Source organism: Arsukibacterium sp. (genome assembly GCF_033721375.1).
GTDB lineage: Bacteria > Pseudomonadota > Gammaproteobacteria > Enterobacterales > Alteromonadaceae > Alishewanella.
In genome coordinates this window covers 154,645-171,429 of the sequence record NZ_JAWWAP010000001.1, presented here as the reverse complement: position 1 = coordinate 171,429, position 16,785 = coordinate 154,645, and the positions used below count along the sequence as shown (strand labels likewise).

Annotated in this window: 14 protein-coding genes; 9 read left to right on the top strand and 5 right to left on the bottom strand. The window is 49.8% G+C overall.

Going from position 1 to position 16,785, the window contains the following annotated elements; translation table 11 throughout:
• Positions 1-2 precede the first annotated feature (2 nt).
• From R3187_RS00755 to R3187_RS00740, 4 genes are read left to right on the top strand one after another with little or no spacing between them, the layout of a single operon-like run.
• Entirely contained in the window at positions 3-743 is a 741-nt protein-coding gene (locus R3187_RS00755; RefSeq protein ID WP_318964789.1) for a WecB/TagA/CpsF family glycosyltransferase, read from the top strand.
• Positions 744-756: 13 nt separating this feature from the next.
• The gene (locus R3187_RS00750) at positions 757-1,659 is read left to right on the top strand and encodes a glycosyltransferase (RefSeq protein ID WP_318964788.1); all 903 of its coding nucleotides are present in this window, start codon (positions 757-759) and stop codon (positions 1,657-1,659) included.
• Positions 1,660-1,709: 50 nt separating this feature from the next.
• On the top strand, positions 1,710-3,032 hold the full coding sequence (locus tag R3187_RS00745) for a hypothetical protein (protein WP_318964787.1): 1,323 nt from the start codon (positions 1,710-1,712) through the stop codon (positions 3,030-3,032).
• A complete protein-coding gene (locus R3187_RS00740; protein WP_318964786.1) occupies positions 3,016-3,714 on the top strand; it encodes a hypothetical protein in 699 nt (232 codons plus the stop codon). The genes R3187_RS00745 and R3187_RS00740 overlap by 17 nt, the downstream gene beginning before the upstream one ends.
• Here the strand turns inward: R3187_RS00740 and R3187_RS00735 are convergent.
• Both R3187_RS00735 and R3187_RS00730 read right to left on the bottom strand, forming a co-directional pair.
• Positions 3,683-7,834, bottom strand: a complete 4,152-nt coding sequence (locus tag R3187_RS00735) for an EAL domain-containing protein (protein WP_318964785.1) — start codon at positions 7,832-7,834, stop codon at positions 3,683-3,685. The two genes, R3187_RS00740 and R3187_RS00735, sit on opposite strands and share 32 nt — an antisense overlap.
• 92 nt (positions 7,835-7,926) lie before the next feature.
• Positions 7,927-9,150 carry an MFS transporter gene (locus R3187_RS00730; protein WP_318964784.1) on the bottom strand — a complete coding sequence of 408 codons (1,224 nt, stop codon included), beginning with the start codon at positions 9,148-9,150 and terminating at the stop codon, positions 7,927-7,929.
• Between the two features lie 110 nt (positions 9,151-9,260).
• On the opposite strand from R3187_RS00730, the gene R3187_RS00725 reads away from it, so the two are divergent.
• Together R3187_RS00725 and R3187_RS00720 are read left to right on the top strand one after the other, a co-directional pair.
• Positions 9,261-10,274, top strand: a complete 1,014-nt coding sequence (locus R3187_RS00725; RefSeq protein WP_318964783.1) for an amidoligase family protein — start codon at positions 9,261-9,263, stop codon at positions 10,272-10,274.
• Positions 10,259-10,954: a gamma-glutamyl-gamma-aminobutyrate hydrolase family protein gene (locus R3187_RS00720; RefSeq protein ID WP_318964782.1), complete on the top strand. Its 696-nt coding sequence runs from the start codon at positions 10,259-10,261 to the stop codon at positions 10,952-10,954. The genes R3187_RS00725 and R3187_RS00720 overlap by 16 nt, the downstream gene beginning before the upstream one ends.
• Here the strand turns inward: R3187_RS00720 and rrtA are convergent.
• Entirely contained in the window at positions 10,892-11,497 is a 606-nt protein-coding gene (gene rrtA / locus R3187_RS00715) for a rhombosortase (protein WP_318964781.1), read from the bottom strand. The two genes, R3187_RS00720 and rrtA, sit on opposite strands and share 63 nt — an antisense overlap.
• Positions 11,498-11,683: 186 nt before the next feature.
• On the opposite strand from rrtA, the gene ggt reads away from it, so the two are divergent.
• Together ggt and R3187_RS00705 are read left to right on the top strand one after the other, a co-directional pair.
• Complete coding sequence (gene ggt, locus R3187_RS00710; RefSeq protein ID WP_318964780.1) at positions 11,684-13,435, top strand: gamma-glutamyltransferase; 1,752 nt, start codon at positions 11,684-11,686, stop codon at positions 13,433-13,435.
• Between the two features lie 32 nt (positions 13,436-13,467).
• A complete protein-coding gene (locus R3187_RS00705; protein ID WP_318964779.1) occupies positions 13,468-14,211 on the top strand; it encodes an enoyl-CoA hydratase-related protein in 744 nt (247 codons plus the stop codon).
• Positions 14,212-14,243: 32 nt separating this feature from the next.
• Here R3187_RS00705 and R3187_RS00700 read toward each other — a convergent pair whose 3' ends face one another.
• On the bottom strand, positions 14,244-14,690 hold the full coding sequence (locus R3187_RS00700; RefSeq protein WP_318964778.1) for a hypothetical protein: 447 nt from the start codon (positions 14,688-14,690) through the stop codon (positions 14,244-14,246).
• Between the two features lie 107 nt (positions 14,691-14,797).
• Positions 14,798-15,772 (bottom strand): cysteine synthase A, encoded by a 975-nt coding sequence (gene cysK, locus R3187_RS00695; RefSeq protein ID WP_318964777.1) that lies wholly within the window; start codon positions 15,770-15,772, stop codon positions 14,798-14,800.
• Positions 15,773-15,909: 137 nt separating this feature from the next.
• Here cysK and R3187_RS00690 point away from each other — a divergent pair, with 137 nt between their 5' ends.
• Positions 15,910-16,755, top strand: a complete 846-nt coding sequence (locus tag R3187_RS00690; protein WP_318964776.1) for a MoxR family ATPase — start codon at positions 15,910-15,912, stop codon at positions 16,753-16,755.
• Positions 16,756-16,785: the final 30 nt, after the last annotated feature.

Below are 16,785 nucleotides of genomic sequence, written 5' to 3'. Positions count from 1 at the left end.
TTATGTCAGAAGTGACGCAAACTGCAATGCCACAGCAGGTAAAAGTGGGCGTGATAGAGGTTGCTGCTTTTAAAGATATGGCAGCCTTGCTGCAGTACATTGTACCCGCAGACGGTCCGGTATATGCCGGCTCTGCCATCGCCATTAATCCGGAAAAAGTGCTGGCTGCCAGTCACAACCCGCAGTTGCGTGCGGTAATAGAAGCGGCTGATATACGTTACGCCGATGGTATCGGCGTGGTAAAGGCCATGCGCCGGCGGCTGGGCCGACCTGTTGCGAGGATCCCCGGCTGTGAGCTGTGGCAGGCGTTGATGTTGCGTGCCGTCAGCTATCAGGTGCCGGTATTTATTATCGGCGCCAGGCCCGAAGTGCTGAACCAAACCCGCGAAAAGTTGCTGGCAGCCGGCACTAAGCTGGTGGGGGCGGTCGATGGCTATTTCAGCGATGAAGCGGCGTTGATTACCCAGCTTCAGCATGCTAACCCGAGAATTGTCAGTGTGGCCATGGGATCACCCAGGCAAGAGTTGCTTATCCAGCGTCTGCAACAGGCCCACCCCGACTGTTTTTACATGGGCGTGGGCGGCACCTACGATGTTTATACCGGGAATGTGAAACGGGCACCGGCACTGTGGTGTAAACTGAACCTGGAGTGGGCCTACCGGCTGGTACTGCAACCGAGCCGGATTGGCCGCCAACTCGGCTTGATGCGTTATCTGTGGTGGTATTGGACTGGTAAAGTGTAACAGGATGACAAGCATGAATTCACAACAAGACTGGCCATTAATCAGTGTGTATATGCCAACCTATAACCGGGTGGCGATGGCATGCCGGGCGATTGATTCGGTGCTGGCTCAGGATTATCCCAACCTGGAGCTGCTGGTAGTTGATGATGCTTCTACTGATGATACCTGGCAGAGCCTGACCAATAAGTACGTTAAGGAAGAACGGGTACGGTTTTTCCGGCAAGCCGAAGGTAAAGGCGCCTGTGCTGCGCGTAACCGGGCAATAAAAGAAGCAAAAGGCGACTTTGTGACCGGTATTGACGATGACGATGAATTTTTACCCCATCGGCTCAGTAGTCTTTACCGGGCGTACGATCCGCAGTACAGCTGCGTCTGCTCTGGTTACATCTGGGATTATGGCAGCGTACAGAAAACCTTGTTTGCCTGGGATGAAACAGTAACCCTAAGCAGCTTGCTTGATTTGCATACGTTATCAAATCAGGCACTGGTTAACCGGGAGCGAATGTTGCAACTGCAGGGGTTCGATGAAGCCCTGGCGGCATTTCAGGATTACGATATGTGGGTTAGGGTGGTGGCGGCTTTCGGGCCGGCCAGACGAATAAGCGATGCCAGTTATAAGGTCAATGTCGGTCATGAACTAGGCCGGATCACTAACTCGCCAAAACGACTGGATGCACACAAGCAATTTGTCGCCAAGCACCGGTCGCTGATGAGTGAGCGTAACTTACAAAACCAGATGTTTTACCGGCTGATGATGGAAAAGCGGCCACTGAGTTTGCTGGAGCTGATCCGGCAGTGCCGCTTTGGTCTGGCAAAATTGAAGTGGCGCTATTATCTGAAGCAAAAAATGGCCTGGTTAAGCAGTATGCGGATCCGCTTATTCAGCAAAGGGCTGGCGGGGTTATTTAAAAAGTAATGCGGCCAGCTCTGTTAGCGAACTTAACCTTTTCTCAGCGGATACCCGATATGCCCAGGCTGGCGGCAGGCAGCTGGCCGGCATTTCTGCTGTTTTATCTGGCGCCCTGGTTTCTGCTGACAGACAGCATCAGCGGTGCACTGCAACACACCGCTGGCGAATTGCCCTGGTCGCTGATGTTTAAAGGGCTGTTGCTGGGTCTGCTGATATGGCAACTGATATTGTGGCGTAATAAAAACCTGTTATTGCTGCTTGGCCTGCTGCTATTGGGGCTAAGCGGGCCGGTTTACAGCTATCTGACGATTCCGGCCCTCAGCGGGCAAACCGTGCTGCACTTTATTGCCAGAGAACTGCCATTGCTGCTTAAAGCTTTGGCCCCGCTGCTGGCGTTCAGTTTTTTGCTGCAGTTTTGCCGGCGATACCCGCTGGCTTTGCTGGCGATGACAGATAGGTTGATGTTGCTCAGTTACAGCATTGTCGTGCTGAACCTGACATTGGGCTTGCTCGGCTTTGGCTACACCGCCTATCAGCCAATGGATAATGTCGCCCAGCCATTTTTAGGGGTAAAAGGCTTTTTCTATTCAACCAACGAGCTTGCCGTGGTATTGCTGGTTGTCAGCTGCTGGTTATTGTGGCGCAGCTGGCCGGCGAACAAAATGCGCTATTTGTTAGTTAGCCTGTTAACAGTTGGCTGTGCCGGCTTGTTGCTGACCAAAACCGGCTTGCTTGGCAGCTTGTTGCTTGTGACGATGATACCCTTTCTGACAGCAAAGCCCGGGTTTTACCGGCAATTCAAAAGGCCACTGTTAACTGGTCTGTTGCTCACGCTCTGCAGTTTGCTACTGCTGATCTGGTATGCCGAGCCATTACTAAGGGCTGCCGGCTTATACGATAAGCTGGCTTATGCCTATCAGCAGCGCGGGGTGGCGGGCATTTTGCTTTCATCCAGAGACTTATATTTATCGGTTATCTGGCAGCAGACCGAGCAGCACTATCAGCTGCTTCATCGGGTATTTGGGGTAGGTATTGCCGGGGTCAGTGTACTGTTGAAAAAATATTTTATTGAAATAGATCTGTTCGATTTACTGGTGTTTTACGGTCTGGCTGGCGGGCTGATTTTCAGTCTGACATTTGGCCGTTTTTTTTACAGCTGCTACCGCCAGCTAGGCAGCCATCCGCTGGCCAGCACGGTATTGTTGCTTAACCTGTTGTTGCTTGGGGTGGCGATGCTGGCAGGACATGTTATAACCTCTGGTATGCTGTGGTTACCCTGGGCGGTGCTCAATGCTGCAGTGTTTAATCCTTATCTGCTGACACCAACTACTGCTGCTAACGCAACTATGGCGCGGGGGCCTGATGAAAGATCTGCTTGAACCCTTTTTGTATCCACAGAATATTTTCCTTTATGCTCTGTTGGTGGCTTGTCTTTTTTACCGGAAAAAAGGCCTGTGGTTGTTACTGTTGGCTTTTTATCTGGCTGGCAATACCTATTTTGCCAATATGGTACGCAGCCACTATGCTGCCCAAATTGGCGGCAGCAGCCTGCCACAAAGCAACAGTACCTATATTATGCTGGGGTGTGGCGGCTCGGCTGACGCGCTGCCGGCCTGCGCCCGGGCCAGACTGGATCGGCTGGGACAAATTCTGGGGGGGCAGAGTGCACCGGTTATTATCACTACCCGTTACTGTCAGCCCTATCAGGACTATCTGTTAAGCCAGCAGTCACAGCCGCTGGTGCTTGATTGCTTTGATGGTGGTGACAACACTTATCAGGAGTTCAGCAGTTTGAGTCAGCGCTTATCAAAGCGGCAACGGTTGCAATTTATTACCAGCGATTTTCATGGCTGGCGGGTAAGCAAATTAATTGAATATCATCAGCTGAATGCCGGGCTGAGTACCGTTAGCAGCCAGACTTTCCGACCGCTTAATTGCAGCTGGAACTGCATGTTCACCGTTAATCTCAGCAATTTTGATCTGTACAGCAAACTGATTGCCGAATACGCCAGCTACCTGGTGTGGCGCTTTAGCGCAGAAGCTGCAGTATGGCAGCAATAGTGTGCCGATCATTTTCCAGATAATGGCTAAGGAGCTCGACGGGCATGGGTTTGGCAAATAAATAGCCCTGAATGAGCTGACAATCCCGTTGCTGCAGATAATTTAATTGATCTGTCGTTTCGACGCCCTCAGCAATACAATCAAGTTCCAGATTTTTTGCAAGAGTCAAAATGGTATCCAAAATGGCATGAGGTTTTGTCGGAATTAAATCGCGGATAAAACGCCGGTCAATTTTTATTAAATCTATTGGGAATTCCTGCAAATATGTCAGCGACGAATAGCCGGTACCAAAATCGTCCAGATACAAACTAAAACCAGCGGCCTTTAGCTGATGCATGGTGTCTATCGCCAGTTTACGGTTAGTCATAATAGCGCTTTCAGTAATTTCCAGCTTGATCCTGGGTAACAGTGCCGGCTGCGCCGAAAACAAGTTTTGTAGTTGGTTAGCTAAGTTAGCAGTGCATAGTTGTACTGCGGATAAATTTATTGATAAATCAAGGGAATGGCCGGCCTCATCGAGGTGTTGTAAGTCAGTTATAGCCTGGCGTAAGGATTGCCAGGTTAACTGAGCAATCAGCCCCAACTTTTCGGCCAGTAATATAAACTGGTCTGGCGGTATCATGGTGCCGTTGTTATTCCAGCGCAGCAGCATTTCAATACTGACCACTTTGCCACTGTTGATATCTACCACCGGTTGATAGTAATTCTGCAGTTGCTGGCATGCCAGTGCCTGTTTGAGCTGGTGTTCCAGGGTCAGATTATGCAAAGCTTGCTGCTGCATTGTAGCCTGATACAGCAGAAACGGCTGATGGCTCTGATTTTTGGCATGGTACATAGCAATGTCGGCTTGCTTTAACAATTCTGCCGCCTTGATACTGTCTGCCGGGTAGCGGCTTACTCCGATACTACAGCTGATGCTTAGCAGGCCATTTCCCAGTTTTATAGATTGTTCGAGTTGGTACAGTACGCGTTGCAGAAGGTCTGCCAGTTGCTCTGTTTGATCCAGGGTTAATACCAGAACAAACTCATCACCACCCAGGTGTGCCAGCAAATCATCAGCACGCTGCAAGCTTTGTAAACGGCCAGCAATAACCTGCAACACCTGATTGCCAGCTTCATGACCGTAAGAGTCGTTTATTTGCTTAAACCGGTTTAAATCGATAAAGCATACTGCCAACATAGTCTGCGGCTGCAGTTTTTCATGTAGCAAAGTCAGCAGCATCTTTCGGTTCGGCAAGCCGGTTAAACTGTCATGGTGTGTCAGTTTAGCCAGGGCATGTTCGGTGAGCTTACTGGCTGTAATATTTGTATAAATGCCAGTTATTTGTCGGGCATTGGTTTTACCTGACTGAGTTACTTTGCCGACATCTTTAAACCATAACCATTTTCCCTGTTGATCTTTTACCCGGTAAGTCAGATCCAGCTTTTCGGTTTGCTGCTCTGCCAGCTGCTGCCAGCTTCGCTGATAATCGCTGACATCATCCGGATGGATCAGGGTCAGATAGTCATGAATAGCAATACCGTTCCCTGCCTGCTTAAACCCCAGTAACGACAACCTGGCCTCGTGGACTATCCGGTCAGTGTCAGCCTGCCATTGCCAAATATTGCTGTCGGCAGTATCCAGCGCCAGCTTTAAGCGTTGTTCTGATTGCTGCAATTGCTGATTATGATTCAGCAGTAACTGGCGTTGCTGCCGGCGCCGGTGAAGCCAGTAGCCAATAGCAGACACAACTAGAAGCAAATAAAAAAATCTGGCCAGGTTGCTTAACCAGGGGGCCGGTTTAACGATAATCTCGACAAACGCTGGCTCAGTAGAATGTTCAGTTATCGGGTCAAAGGCGGTTACCTTCAGTAAGTGCCGGCCGGCTTTTAACTGTGGCAGCAACAAGGTTGGCTGCCTGCTGCTGAAAGCGGGAATAGCTGAAGGCCCGCTCAGCTCAAAGCGGTATTGACTTTGCTGCTGCTGTTTATAGCTAAAGGTGGATAAATGAATTTGAAGCCCGTAATCCTGATGATCAAGTTCCAGGCGGATATTGTTTGCTGGTTGTAATAAGTCTGGCAGTTGTCGGGACATCAGGCTGAGATGACTGACAGCCAGTGTGGGGGTCTTAGCCTGTTGCAGAATAAACTGGTCGGGTGCAAACAACGTTAGTCCCTTCATGGAGCCAAATGCCAGCCGGCCGTCCGCCAGCTTTGCGCTTACCATACCGTTAAATTCGTTGGTTGCCAGGCCATCTAACACAGTATATTGCTGGAAATTATCGGCCTGACGGTTATAGCGCCATAACCCCTGGTGACTACTTAACCACAAATAACCATAGCTATCAGATTGCATGGCATATAAAGAATAAGCGGGCAGTTCATCGGTAAATTTCTGCTGTTTTACGGCCAGTGTTTTGCGGTCAAGCTCAACCAGAGCCTGTTGGTAAAACAGCAACCATAAGCTGTCGCCATTTACCACAATACTTTCCAGCTGACTTGATTCACGTTGCATTCCTGCTGGCAGCTGATACAACAGCATAAGCTTGCTGGTCTCAATATTGTAGCGCCAGACTGCGGCATCAAAAGTGACAATAAGGGTATTACTCAGTTGTGGGTCAATGGCGTAAATATTGCTGTAACTCACGTTACGAGCAGCTTCGTTTAACACGGTTAACGGCTGCATCGCACTGCCATCAGCCCTGATCTGGTAGAAGCCGTTGGCATTTTGCAGGTATAAATTGCCCTGTTTATCCGCCGCCATACTATAGGGAACTTCCGACAATTGCGCTGCAACTTGCGGGTTTTCAGGAGGTACTTCACGGAGTGTCTGACTGTTGAACAGCCGGATATTGTCTGCAGTCATTAACCAGAGCCGATTTTCAGCCCCTGGCAGAATATGATAAATGGTAGCCTCGGAGAACACACTGTTGGGGTCTGTTTCAAGCAGATAACTACTGACATTATTGTCTGGCAGAGTAATTCTGTTTAAGCCGTTCTGACTGCCTGCCCACAGTAACTTGTCGTCACTAAGCAAACTGAAAATGACAGGATGGCTCAATTGTTCAGTAGCACCAATGTTGGTAAACCGTTGCTGCTCTGGTTGCCAGTAATAAGCGCCATCGCCCCGGGTGGCCAGCCAGTAGTTGCCGTACTGATCCTGGATTGCGTCTAAAATAGTATCGTCGTAGTGTGGTTGAGCGGTGCGGGAGGGCTGAAACAGCGTGTTGATAGTTAAATCATCTGCTAAGTGCAATAAACCGCTTCCGGTTGCCAGCAATACGCCTCCTTGCTGCGCTGGCTTTATTGCCCAGATATTAGTATTAGCCAGGATGAGTTCGCTGGATGTGGCTAATGTTTTGCTATTGCTGGTTTGATTAAGTTGATCCAGTCTGATCCGCTGTAAACCCGAGACCGTGCCCACATACAAAAATTGATCATCTGCATATAAAGCCTTGCTATCACCTTGATCTGCAGTACTACCAGCTGCCAGATACCGAATTTGCTGTTTCTCACCACTGCTGATATTCAGCTGCCATAACTGTTTATTGCTCGCAATATAAATATGGTCGCCTACTTGCAATACGTCGCGGATATAGTGCTGGATAACATTACTGTCAGGTAAGGTAAATATGCTTGTCAGCTGTTCGTTCTGCCGTTTAAAAACCTCACTAAAGTTGGCATACAGTAAAGTGCCTTTATTGTTCTGGCGGATAAGATAAATCATCTGACTGTATTTGTCGGCCAGATTGTGGTCAATTTGCTGCAGTTCACTAATGCTATGATTAGTTAAGTTAATTTGCAGCAAGCCATGAGTGGCAGAGGCGATCTGTACGATGTCAGGCTGGATAAACAGAAAGTCCTCGATTAAGGTGGTCTCAGCGAGTAAGCCGAAACGGATGGGATTGACTCTGTAACCATCAAAAGTGTCCAAACCATCTTCATTGGCAAGCCAGAGTTTATTATAAGGGTCTAATGCCAGTTTAAAAACATTGCCCTGGCTGAGATCATTGTCGGGAGACAGACGAAACACCTTTTGAACTGGTGCCAGCGGTACAGCGCTGTTGCTAATTTCAGCCGCTACAGAACAACGAAGGCTGAGCAAAAGTGCTGCAACACAACATAAAATCTGTCTAAACATAGTTTCTCTTTTTACCAAGACAATTACAGCTATCTACTGCCTGAATAACATTAAGCTAACGGGCTGAGCGCAAAATTGCAATACGCCACCGGCTAATCATCATTTAACGCGTTATTTATCATGGTCTGAGTTACCTGGGTGGGTGAAACCGCATTGGAATGAGGCCGCTGGCTGGTGTGACGCCGGAAGCAGTAGTGGTAAAATGCCATCAGCGCAACGACAGCGGGCAACAACCCAATGAAGTAGAAAAACACGGCACTGCCAAACTTATCCAGTAACACACCCGATAACAGTAAACCACCAATTGCGCCCAAACCATTAGCCCGGATTAACACACTGCTGGCTGCTACCATTTGCCGTTTGGCCAGATGATCATTAGTGTGGGCGATAGCCATCGAGTACAGCGGCAAAAACAGGGCGCCGAAAATATAGCAGGCTAAATACAGCTGCCAGCCACTGGCTGCGGTCAGTTGCGCCAGCCACATTGCAATGATACTGGCGCCAAACCCACATACTGTCATAATCAGTTTACGATCGAAGCGATCAGATAACTTACCTAACTGAAACTGCATACACAGACAGCCGAAGATAAATATCGCCATCAGGCTGGCGATATGCAGCAGCGACAAACCCAGGCGGGAGAAATAGACCGGGCCAAAGCCAAACATCGAAGCATAACCAAACTGCAGAATAAAACAGCCCAGTACACCAAGCGGTACCATTTTCAGCAGCTGACGGACCGGCATTTTCTCGGCCTGCTGAAAAGTGGGGGCCGGGGTTTTGGTAATCAGCAGTGGGATCACCGCCGCGCTGATCAGCACCGATACCAGGGTAAACTGAACAAAATCGCGGGGATCACCAACGGTAATTAAAAACTGGCCCAGGCCAATACCACCAAATAACATCGAAACATAGATTGATAAGAGGGTGCCGCGGTTCTGATTATCGGCTTTATCGTTTACCCAGCTTTCAGCAATAACAAAAATGGCGGAAAAGCAGAAACCGGACAGCAACCTTAAAACAAACCAGGCATAGGTGTTAACCCAGATCGCATGCAGCAGAATGCTGATTGATGCCATTGCCGCCAGTGCTGCGAAGGCGCGGATATGGCCGACCCGCATAATCATTTTCGGCGCCCGGATAGATCCCAGTAAAAAACCTATAAAATAACCGGCCAGCATCAAGCCAATACTGACACTGGCAAAACCTTCCAGTTCGGCCCGCAAAGACAATAAGGTATTCTGCAGTCCGGTAGTCATGCCAACAATCGCAACGCCAAGAAACAGCGGCCAGCTTGAGTGAAAAATAGTTTTCAAAACAACCCCTTCCTGTACAGGTTCGTCAGTAGTTTAACCTAAAGTAGCAGTGATTGCTGCATCAGACCGCGTATTTGACAAGGCCTGGCCGCTGCCTTAGGCTAAACTAAATGACTGAATGCGAGGTGGTTTTGTCCTGTTCGTCCCAATTACAAGCCTTACCCTGGCAAACCAGTTACGCTGGCAATGCACGGCGCTTTGGTATCGAAATAGAATTCAGTGGTCTGGAACTTGCCGATGTCACCCAGTTAATTGCAAAGCAGCTGCAGCTGAGCGTTGAAGAGGATGGCCGCTACCGTTACAGAATAACCGGTGATAAGGCCGGCGACTGGCTGATTGAACTTGATTTTCAGCGGCTTACAAAAATGGGTGAGCAAAAGTTTGATACTGACTCATTAACGGACAACCTGCAGGAGTCGCTGGAAACGATGCTGGCCGCGGTGGCTAAAAAAGTGGTGCCACTGGAATTAGTGACGCCGCCGTTACCCTTTGCACGGCTGAGTGAAGTTACTGATTTGGTCGCGCTTTTGCATCAGCACGGTGCCAAAGGCTCGTCTGAATCGTTGCAGTACGCGTTTGGACTACAATTTAACCCTGAAATACCCTCCACTGACGTAACAACGCTGCTGCGGATTATTCAGGCATTTGTTTGTCTGCAGGACTGGTTACGCCAGCGTGAGCATATCGATGTTGTCCGCAGTCTGACCTCTTTTATTGAGCCCTATCCAAAGGCTTATCAGCGAAAAATTACTAATAAAGAGTATCAGCCGGCACTGAGTGAACTGATAGACGATTATCTTGAATTTAATCCTACCCGTAACCGCGCGTTGGATTGCTTGCCGCTCTTTCTGCATTTAGACAAAAAACGCGTCAGAGCCGTAACAGATGATAAATTAATTAAAGCACGGCCTGCCTTTCATTACCGGCTGCCAAGTTGTGAAATTCATCGCAAAGCCTGGAGTTTGCAACATGCCTGGGATGGCTGGGCTGAAGTTGAATCGCTTGCTGCAGACCACAAACGCTTAGCCCGGTGTATGACAGCATATCGGCAGCATCTGTCTTCTCTGAGCAGTACCAGTGCCTCCTGGGTAAGCAAGGTGGAAAAACAATGGCTAAACCGGTAATTGCGATAACGGGCCCCGAGCGTGGCGCATTCGGGCCTCGGTTTCTGGTGGCGCTGGCGGTGCGTTGGTATGGCGGCAAGCCACTGCAGATAAGGCCGTCAGATAAGGTTGATGCCAAATTATTTGATGGTGTGGTGATCACCGGTGGCCATGATATTGACCCGGTGCTGTATGCGGCCAAGGCTGAAGTGCATCCTAAGTATGACGCGGCGCGCGATGAGCTGGAAATGGCAGTCATTAAAAAGGCAGAAGCTCAGACGTTACCACTGCTGGGAATTTGTCGCGGCGCCCAGCTGTTAAATGTCAGTCGTGGCGGCAGTTTATTTCAGCAACTGACCGAGCAGCGCCGGCATACCTCACATCGCTGGACCGTATTGCCCCTGAAAACACTGTGTCTGGCCGATCCCGCATCTGGTTTAAAACGGATTTTTCAGTGTGAAAAAGCCCGGATTAACAGCTTACATAATCAGGCAATTGATAAGCTGGGAGATAATTTACAGGTTGTCGGTCGTGATCTGGACAATATTGTGCAGGCGGTGGAAGATCCGGGCCGCGATTTTGTGCTGGGGGTACAATGGCATCCGGAGTTTCTTATTTTTCTGCGCCGCCAGCGTCACTTATTTAAAGCAGTGGTAGCGCAGGCCCGCGCGCGGCTTGAGCAGAACCAGGGCAAACAGTAACGCACCACTTATTACCCCGTATAAATGTGCCTCAATGGCAACGGTTGCGCTGATTAGCTGGCCTAATTCGGCATCCGGCCCCTGATATTGCTCGTAGCCAATTTTTGCCAGAATGCCGAGGGTGAGTAAGATACCGCCGGTTTTTTTGGTTTTAATATCCAGCAGTGCCCCAAAAAACAGTAAGCTATGCAATATACCGGATAAACCAACATAGTGCTGGATTTCCGGATTAAACCAGTAAATCAGACCGCTAATGAATAGCGCACTAATTAAAACCTGCCACAGCAGTGAGAGCTGGCGCTGATAACCGGCATGCAGCAACATAATAATCAGCAAGCCCCCGCCATTGAGCAGCAAATGGTACAAATTGGAGTGCAGCAAATGGCCACTGAATAACCGCCAGAGCTCACCGCCCGCCAGCTCCGCTCGCTGATAAGCAAATAACTGCTGCAGCGGTTGTGGTAAAACAAACAGCAACATCGCCAGTAACAGCAAGCTGCAAAAGGGCAGGTAGCCGCGGTTAAAATCAAATAAAGTCTGCATAGCTGCCAGGATGAACCCCTTCAAATAAATCAATGATATTTACCGTTAAAAGTAGCGCTATCCCAAACTAATTTGGCTGTGATATCAAGTGGTATTTTGGTTCGCGTTAGCAGAAGACACTGAAGCTGCTTGATCTGGCTGACGCTTCTGGTTAGGGTGTAAAGCTGCATGTAACGAGAGCACGATATGAAGCTGTTTTATCTGTTTTTAATTAATATCAGTTTGTTGCTGAGCAGTCAGGCTGCGGCTGTCAATTCGCCGCCAAAACAGGAAATCCGCGAGCCGGAAGCCGCTACCGGTTTAACCGAGCAGCAGCTGGTTCGCAGTAAACAGGCCATGGTGGCAGCAGCGCATCCGCTGGCAGTGGCAGCGGGGCAACGTATACTGGCAAAAGGCGGTAGCGCTATAGATGCCGCAATTGCCACCCAGCTGATGCTTGGTCTGGTTGAACCACAAAGCTCAGGCATTGGCGGTGGCGCTTTTATTTTGCACTGGCATAAGGCCGGTCAACGTCTGACCAGTTTTGATGGTCGGGAAACTGCGCCCTCTGCAGCAGATGGCAACTTGTTCAGTAACAACGGTAAACCGCTGGACTGGCGTGAAGCCTATGTTGGTGGTAAATCGGTTGGGGTGCCTGGCGTATTGCAGGCATTAGCTCAGGCGCATCAGCAATACGGCATGTTGCCCTGGCCAGCTTTGTTTGATGATGCGATAACCACTGCTGAGCAGGGCTTCACTGTCACGCCGCGGATGGCCAAACATCTTGCTATGGGCTGGAATGAGGGCGTAAAAACCCTGGCGCCGGCCAAAGATTACTTTTATCCGGCTGGCCAGGCGCTGACGGCAGGTGAAAAAATCACTAATCCTGCTTATGCCGGTATTCTCAGAGCTATTGCGAAAGACGGCGTCAGTGCGTTCTATCAGGGCAAGAATGCAGAAGACCTGGTGGCTGCGGTGCAAACTGCCGCAACCAACCCCGGCAGCCTGTCGCTGGATGATTTGCGAGACTACCGGGCAGTTGAACGTGAAGTGCTGTGTCAGCCTTACCGGCAGTATCAGGTATGCGGTATGGCCCCGCCAAGCTCTGGCGGTATTGCGGTGCTGCAAATTCTGGGCATATTGTCAGCGTTTGAACTTGACCAGCTACAGCCAGGTTCTGTGCAGGCTGTGCATCTGCTTAGTCAGGCGGCCAGGCTGGCGTTTGCTGACAGAGAGCGTTTTCTGGCAGATGCTGATTATAGCCCGGTACCGGTAGCAGGGCTGCTGGACCCGGCTTATCTGGCGCGTCGGGCAAAACTGATTGATCCCAGCCGGAATCTGGCAGGGGTTAGCGCTGGTATACCGGCCGGCGCCGAAGCGCTGGCGGATGCCGAAGCGATAGAGTTTGCAAATACCAGCCATTTATCGGTGGTTGATCAATACGGCAATGCGGTTAGCATGACTACCAGCATTGAAAATGTGTTTGGTTCCGGGCTGATGGTGAACGGTTATTTACTGAATAACCAGCTTACCGATTTCAGTTTACGGGCAGAGGTTAACGGCAAACTGGTCGCCAACCGGGTGGAAGGAGGCAAGCGCCCCCGCAGCTCAATGGCGCCAATGATGGTATTTGATCAGGATAACAAGCTGAAACTACTGAACGGTTCGCCCGGCGGCAGCCGGATTATTAATTATGTGGCGCAGAATCTGGTAGCCGTGCTGGACTGGCAGTTAAACCTGAAGCAGGCGATTAACTTACCGCGCTTTACCCACCGTAATGATTATCTGGCGCTGGAGGCAGGTACGCCGCTGGCGACGTTAGCGCCTGTGCTGGAAAAAATGGGTTATCAGGTTAAGGTGCAGGATTTAAATTCCGGCATCCATGCTATTGAAATAAAGGCTGATGGCCTGGAAGGCGTGGCCGATCCGCGGCGTGAAGGCACCGCGGCCGGCTTTTAATCCTCAGAACAACGTTTAATAAGAGACATAACATGACAGTAAGCATCAGCCAGAGCCCGGCAGGAGTGCTGACCCTTAGCCTGAACCGGCCAGATAAAAAAAATGCATTGAGTCTGGCAATGTATCGCCAGCTGACGGATGCCCTGCAGCAGGCAGAGCGGGATCCGGCTGTTAAAGTTGTAGTGTTACAAGGCTCGGCCAGCTGTTTTTCCAGTGGCAACGACTTGCAGGATTTTTTAGCTGCCGGGGAGCTGGATGCCCATCATCCGACAGTTGCTTTTTTATATCAGCTTAATGCCTTTACCAAACCGATAGTGGCGGCGGTTGCGGGGTTGGCAATTGGCATTGGTACTACCGCACTATTGCATTGCGATCTGGTGTATGCGGCGCCGGACTGTCGCTTTCAGATGCCGTTCAGTCAGTTAGGACTATGTCCGGAAGCGGCATCAAGCTTGTTACTACCACAATTGATTGGCTATCAGCGAGCGGCGCAATACTTATTGCTGGGGGAGCCCTTCGATACGGCTCAGGCGGTGGCAATGGGCATGGTTAATCAACAAGTTGCCAGCGATAAATTACTCGAATTTGCCGCAGCAAAAGCAGCCGAGCTGGCAAAACTACCAGCAGAAGCGGTGCAGCAAAGTAAGGCATTAATCCGCGGTAAAATAAAACGCAAGGCTGATAAAGTTATCGCAACTGAGCTGGAGGTGTTTGGCGCACTGCTAAAAAGTGATGCCTGTCAGCAGCAATTACAGGGCTTTTTTGCCAAAAAATAATATAAGCGGCACAACAAACTGCCACTGCTCTGCTAGTAGGTTGCAGTACTGGCAAACGGGTCGGCTTTTACCGCAGTTACCCGCCAGCTGCCACTTTTTTTAACCATACTGACGGTACGCAGATTATCAACCTGCTTGCCGGCATGCTCACCACTAAACACCAGGGTAACATCGGCATCGTCGTCATATTGCTGGCGCAGATTCTGGCCACTGCGATTAACCTCGATGGTGACAGTATCATAGGACATATTCATCAGAGTTCTGGCTACCTGGCGGGGAGTGACGTAAGACTCGAGCAGTGCAGCAAACTCTTCGGTGCAAAAGCTTTTGGCTTTCTCCAGATCTTTGTCGTTATAAAGGGCATGAAAAAACTCGGTTGCAATATGCTCGGGCGTGCCCCAGTGCGCATTACTTTTCGGCTTTTCATTACAGGCGCCAAGCAAAAGCAGGCTGATAACTAACGCATACACTAATTTCATCTGTGGCCACCCCTGAACAGCAGTTAAGTCAGCAGTGTGGAAGTTTTCTTGGCAGCTGTAAAGTGAAAAGGCCGCATTATGCGGCCTTTTCAACGTGTTTAGCTGGCTTAGGGTTGCAACTCTTGTTCGGTAAAGATGTTAGCAAACAAAGGGCTGGATAAGTAACGTTCGGCGGCGCTGGCTAAAATAACCACAATGTTTTTACCGGCATTCTCAGGCCTGGCGGCCTGGCGCTGAGCCGCCACCAGGGCGGCACCAGACGAAATACCGGCCAGTATTCCTTCTTCGCGCATTAAGCGGTGCGTGGCGGCAATGGCATCGTCGCTGCTTACGGTTTCCACTTCATCAATCAGGTCTAAATCCAGGTTGCCCGGAATAAAGCCGGCACCAATACCCTGAATTTTGTGCGGGCCGGGCTTTAATTCTTCGCCTGCTTTGGCCTGGCTGATAACAGGAGACTCCACCGGTTCAACCGCAACAGTATGCAGCGGCAGGTTTTTAACCTGTTTTAAATAGCGGCTTACCCCGGTAATGGTGCCACCGGTGCCGACACCGGCGATAAAAATATCTACTTTACCGTCAAGATCATTAAAAATTTCCGGGCCGGTGGTATCGACATGAATTTGCGGGTTGGCCGGGTTTTCAAACTGCTGCAGCAACACATAGCGATTTGGATCAGATGCCAGAATTTCATGGGCTTTTTCAATCGCGCCTTTCATGCCTTTCGGGCCTTCGGTCAATACTAAATTTGCACCCAGTGCTTTTAACAGCTTACGCCGCTCCAGACTCATGGTAGATGGCATGGTCAGGGTTAATTTGTAACCACGGCTGGCGGCGACAAATGCCAGGGCAATACCGGTATTGCCTGAGGTGGGCTCAATTATTTCTTTCTCTGCTGTTAACACGCCGCGTTTTTCAGCATCCCAGATAAGGGCGGCGCCTAAGCGACATTTGACACTGAAGCTGGGGTTGCGCGATTCAATTTTAGCGTACACATTAGCACCACCGGGTACAGTCCGGTTTAATTTGACCAATGGGGTGCGGCCGATAGACAATGAGTGGTCTGCAAATACGTTTGCCATAAAAAGCTCCAATTACAAAGAATTTGGTTATAAGAATACGCCAGCAGCATAAAAGGTGAAGTAGCGTTTGGCTATAACTTATATCATTTCACTTTAGCATAGAGTGTAGCCTGAATTTTAGCCCGAAGAGGATCAAGATGGCCTTTGAAAGTACTGACAATTATATCGTATCAACCGAGCTTGCGCTGGCAGTAAATGCCGCAGTAACCCTTGAGAAGCCCTTGCTGATTAAAGGCGAACCTGGCACCGGTAAAACTCGGCTGGCAGAGGAGCTGGCACAAAGCCTGAACACTGAGCTTATTCAATGGCATATTAAGTCCACCACCAAGGCCCAGCATGGCCTGTATGAATATGATGCAGTATCGCGGCTGCGTGACAGTCAGCTCGGTAGCGACAAAGTGCAGGATATCAGCAACTATATCCGCCCGGGCAAGCTGTGGCAGGCTTTTACTGCGAACAAGCGCCCGGTGCTGCTGATAGATGAGATTGATAAAGCCGATATCGAGTTTCCAAACGATTTGCTGCACGAGTTGGATCAGATGGCGTTTTATGTCCATGAAACCGGTGAGCAAATCCGCGCCAGCGAGCGGCCAATTGTTATTATTACCTCCAATAATGAAAAAGAGCTGCCTGATGCCTTTTTGCGCCGCTGCTTTTTTCATTACATTCGGTTTCCCGATGCGGATACCTTGCGGGCCATTGTCGCGGTGCATTACCCCAATATTCAGCAGCAGTTGTTAAGCACGGCGCTGGAAATGTTCTTTGAACTGCGTGAACTGCCGGGCTTAAAGAAAAAGCCATCAACTTCTGAGCTGCTCGACTGGCTTAAATTACTGTTAGCTGAAGATATTCCGGCCAGTGTGTTAACCGATAAGCAGCAAAAAGGCGGCCTGATGCCGATGTTTGGCGCGCTGCTGAAAAATGAGCAGGATGTGGCGCTGGTCGAAAAACTGGCGTTTCTGGCGAAGCGGCAAGGTAGGTAGGGAGTGGATATTTGTTGCGGCGATATCGGT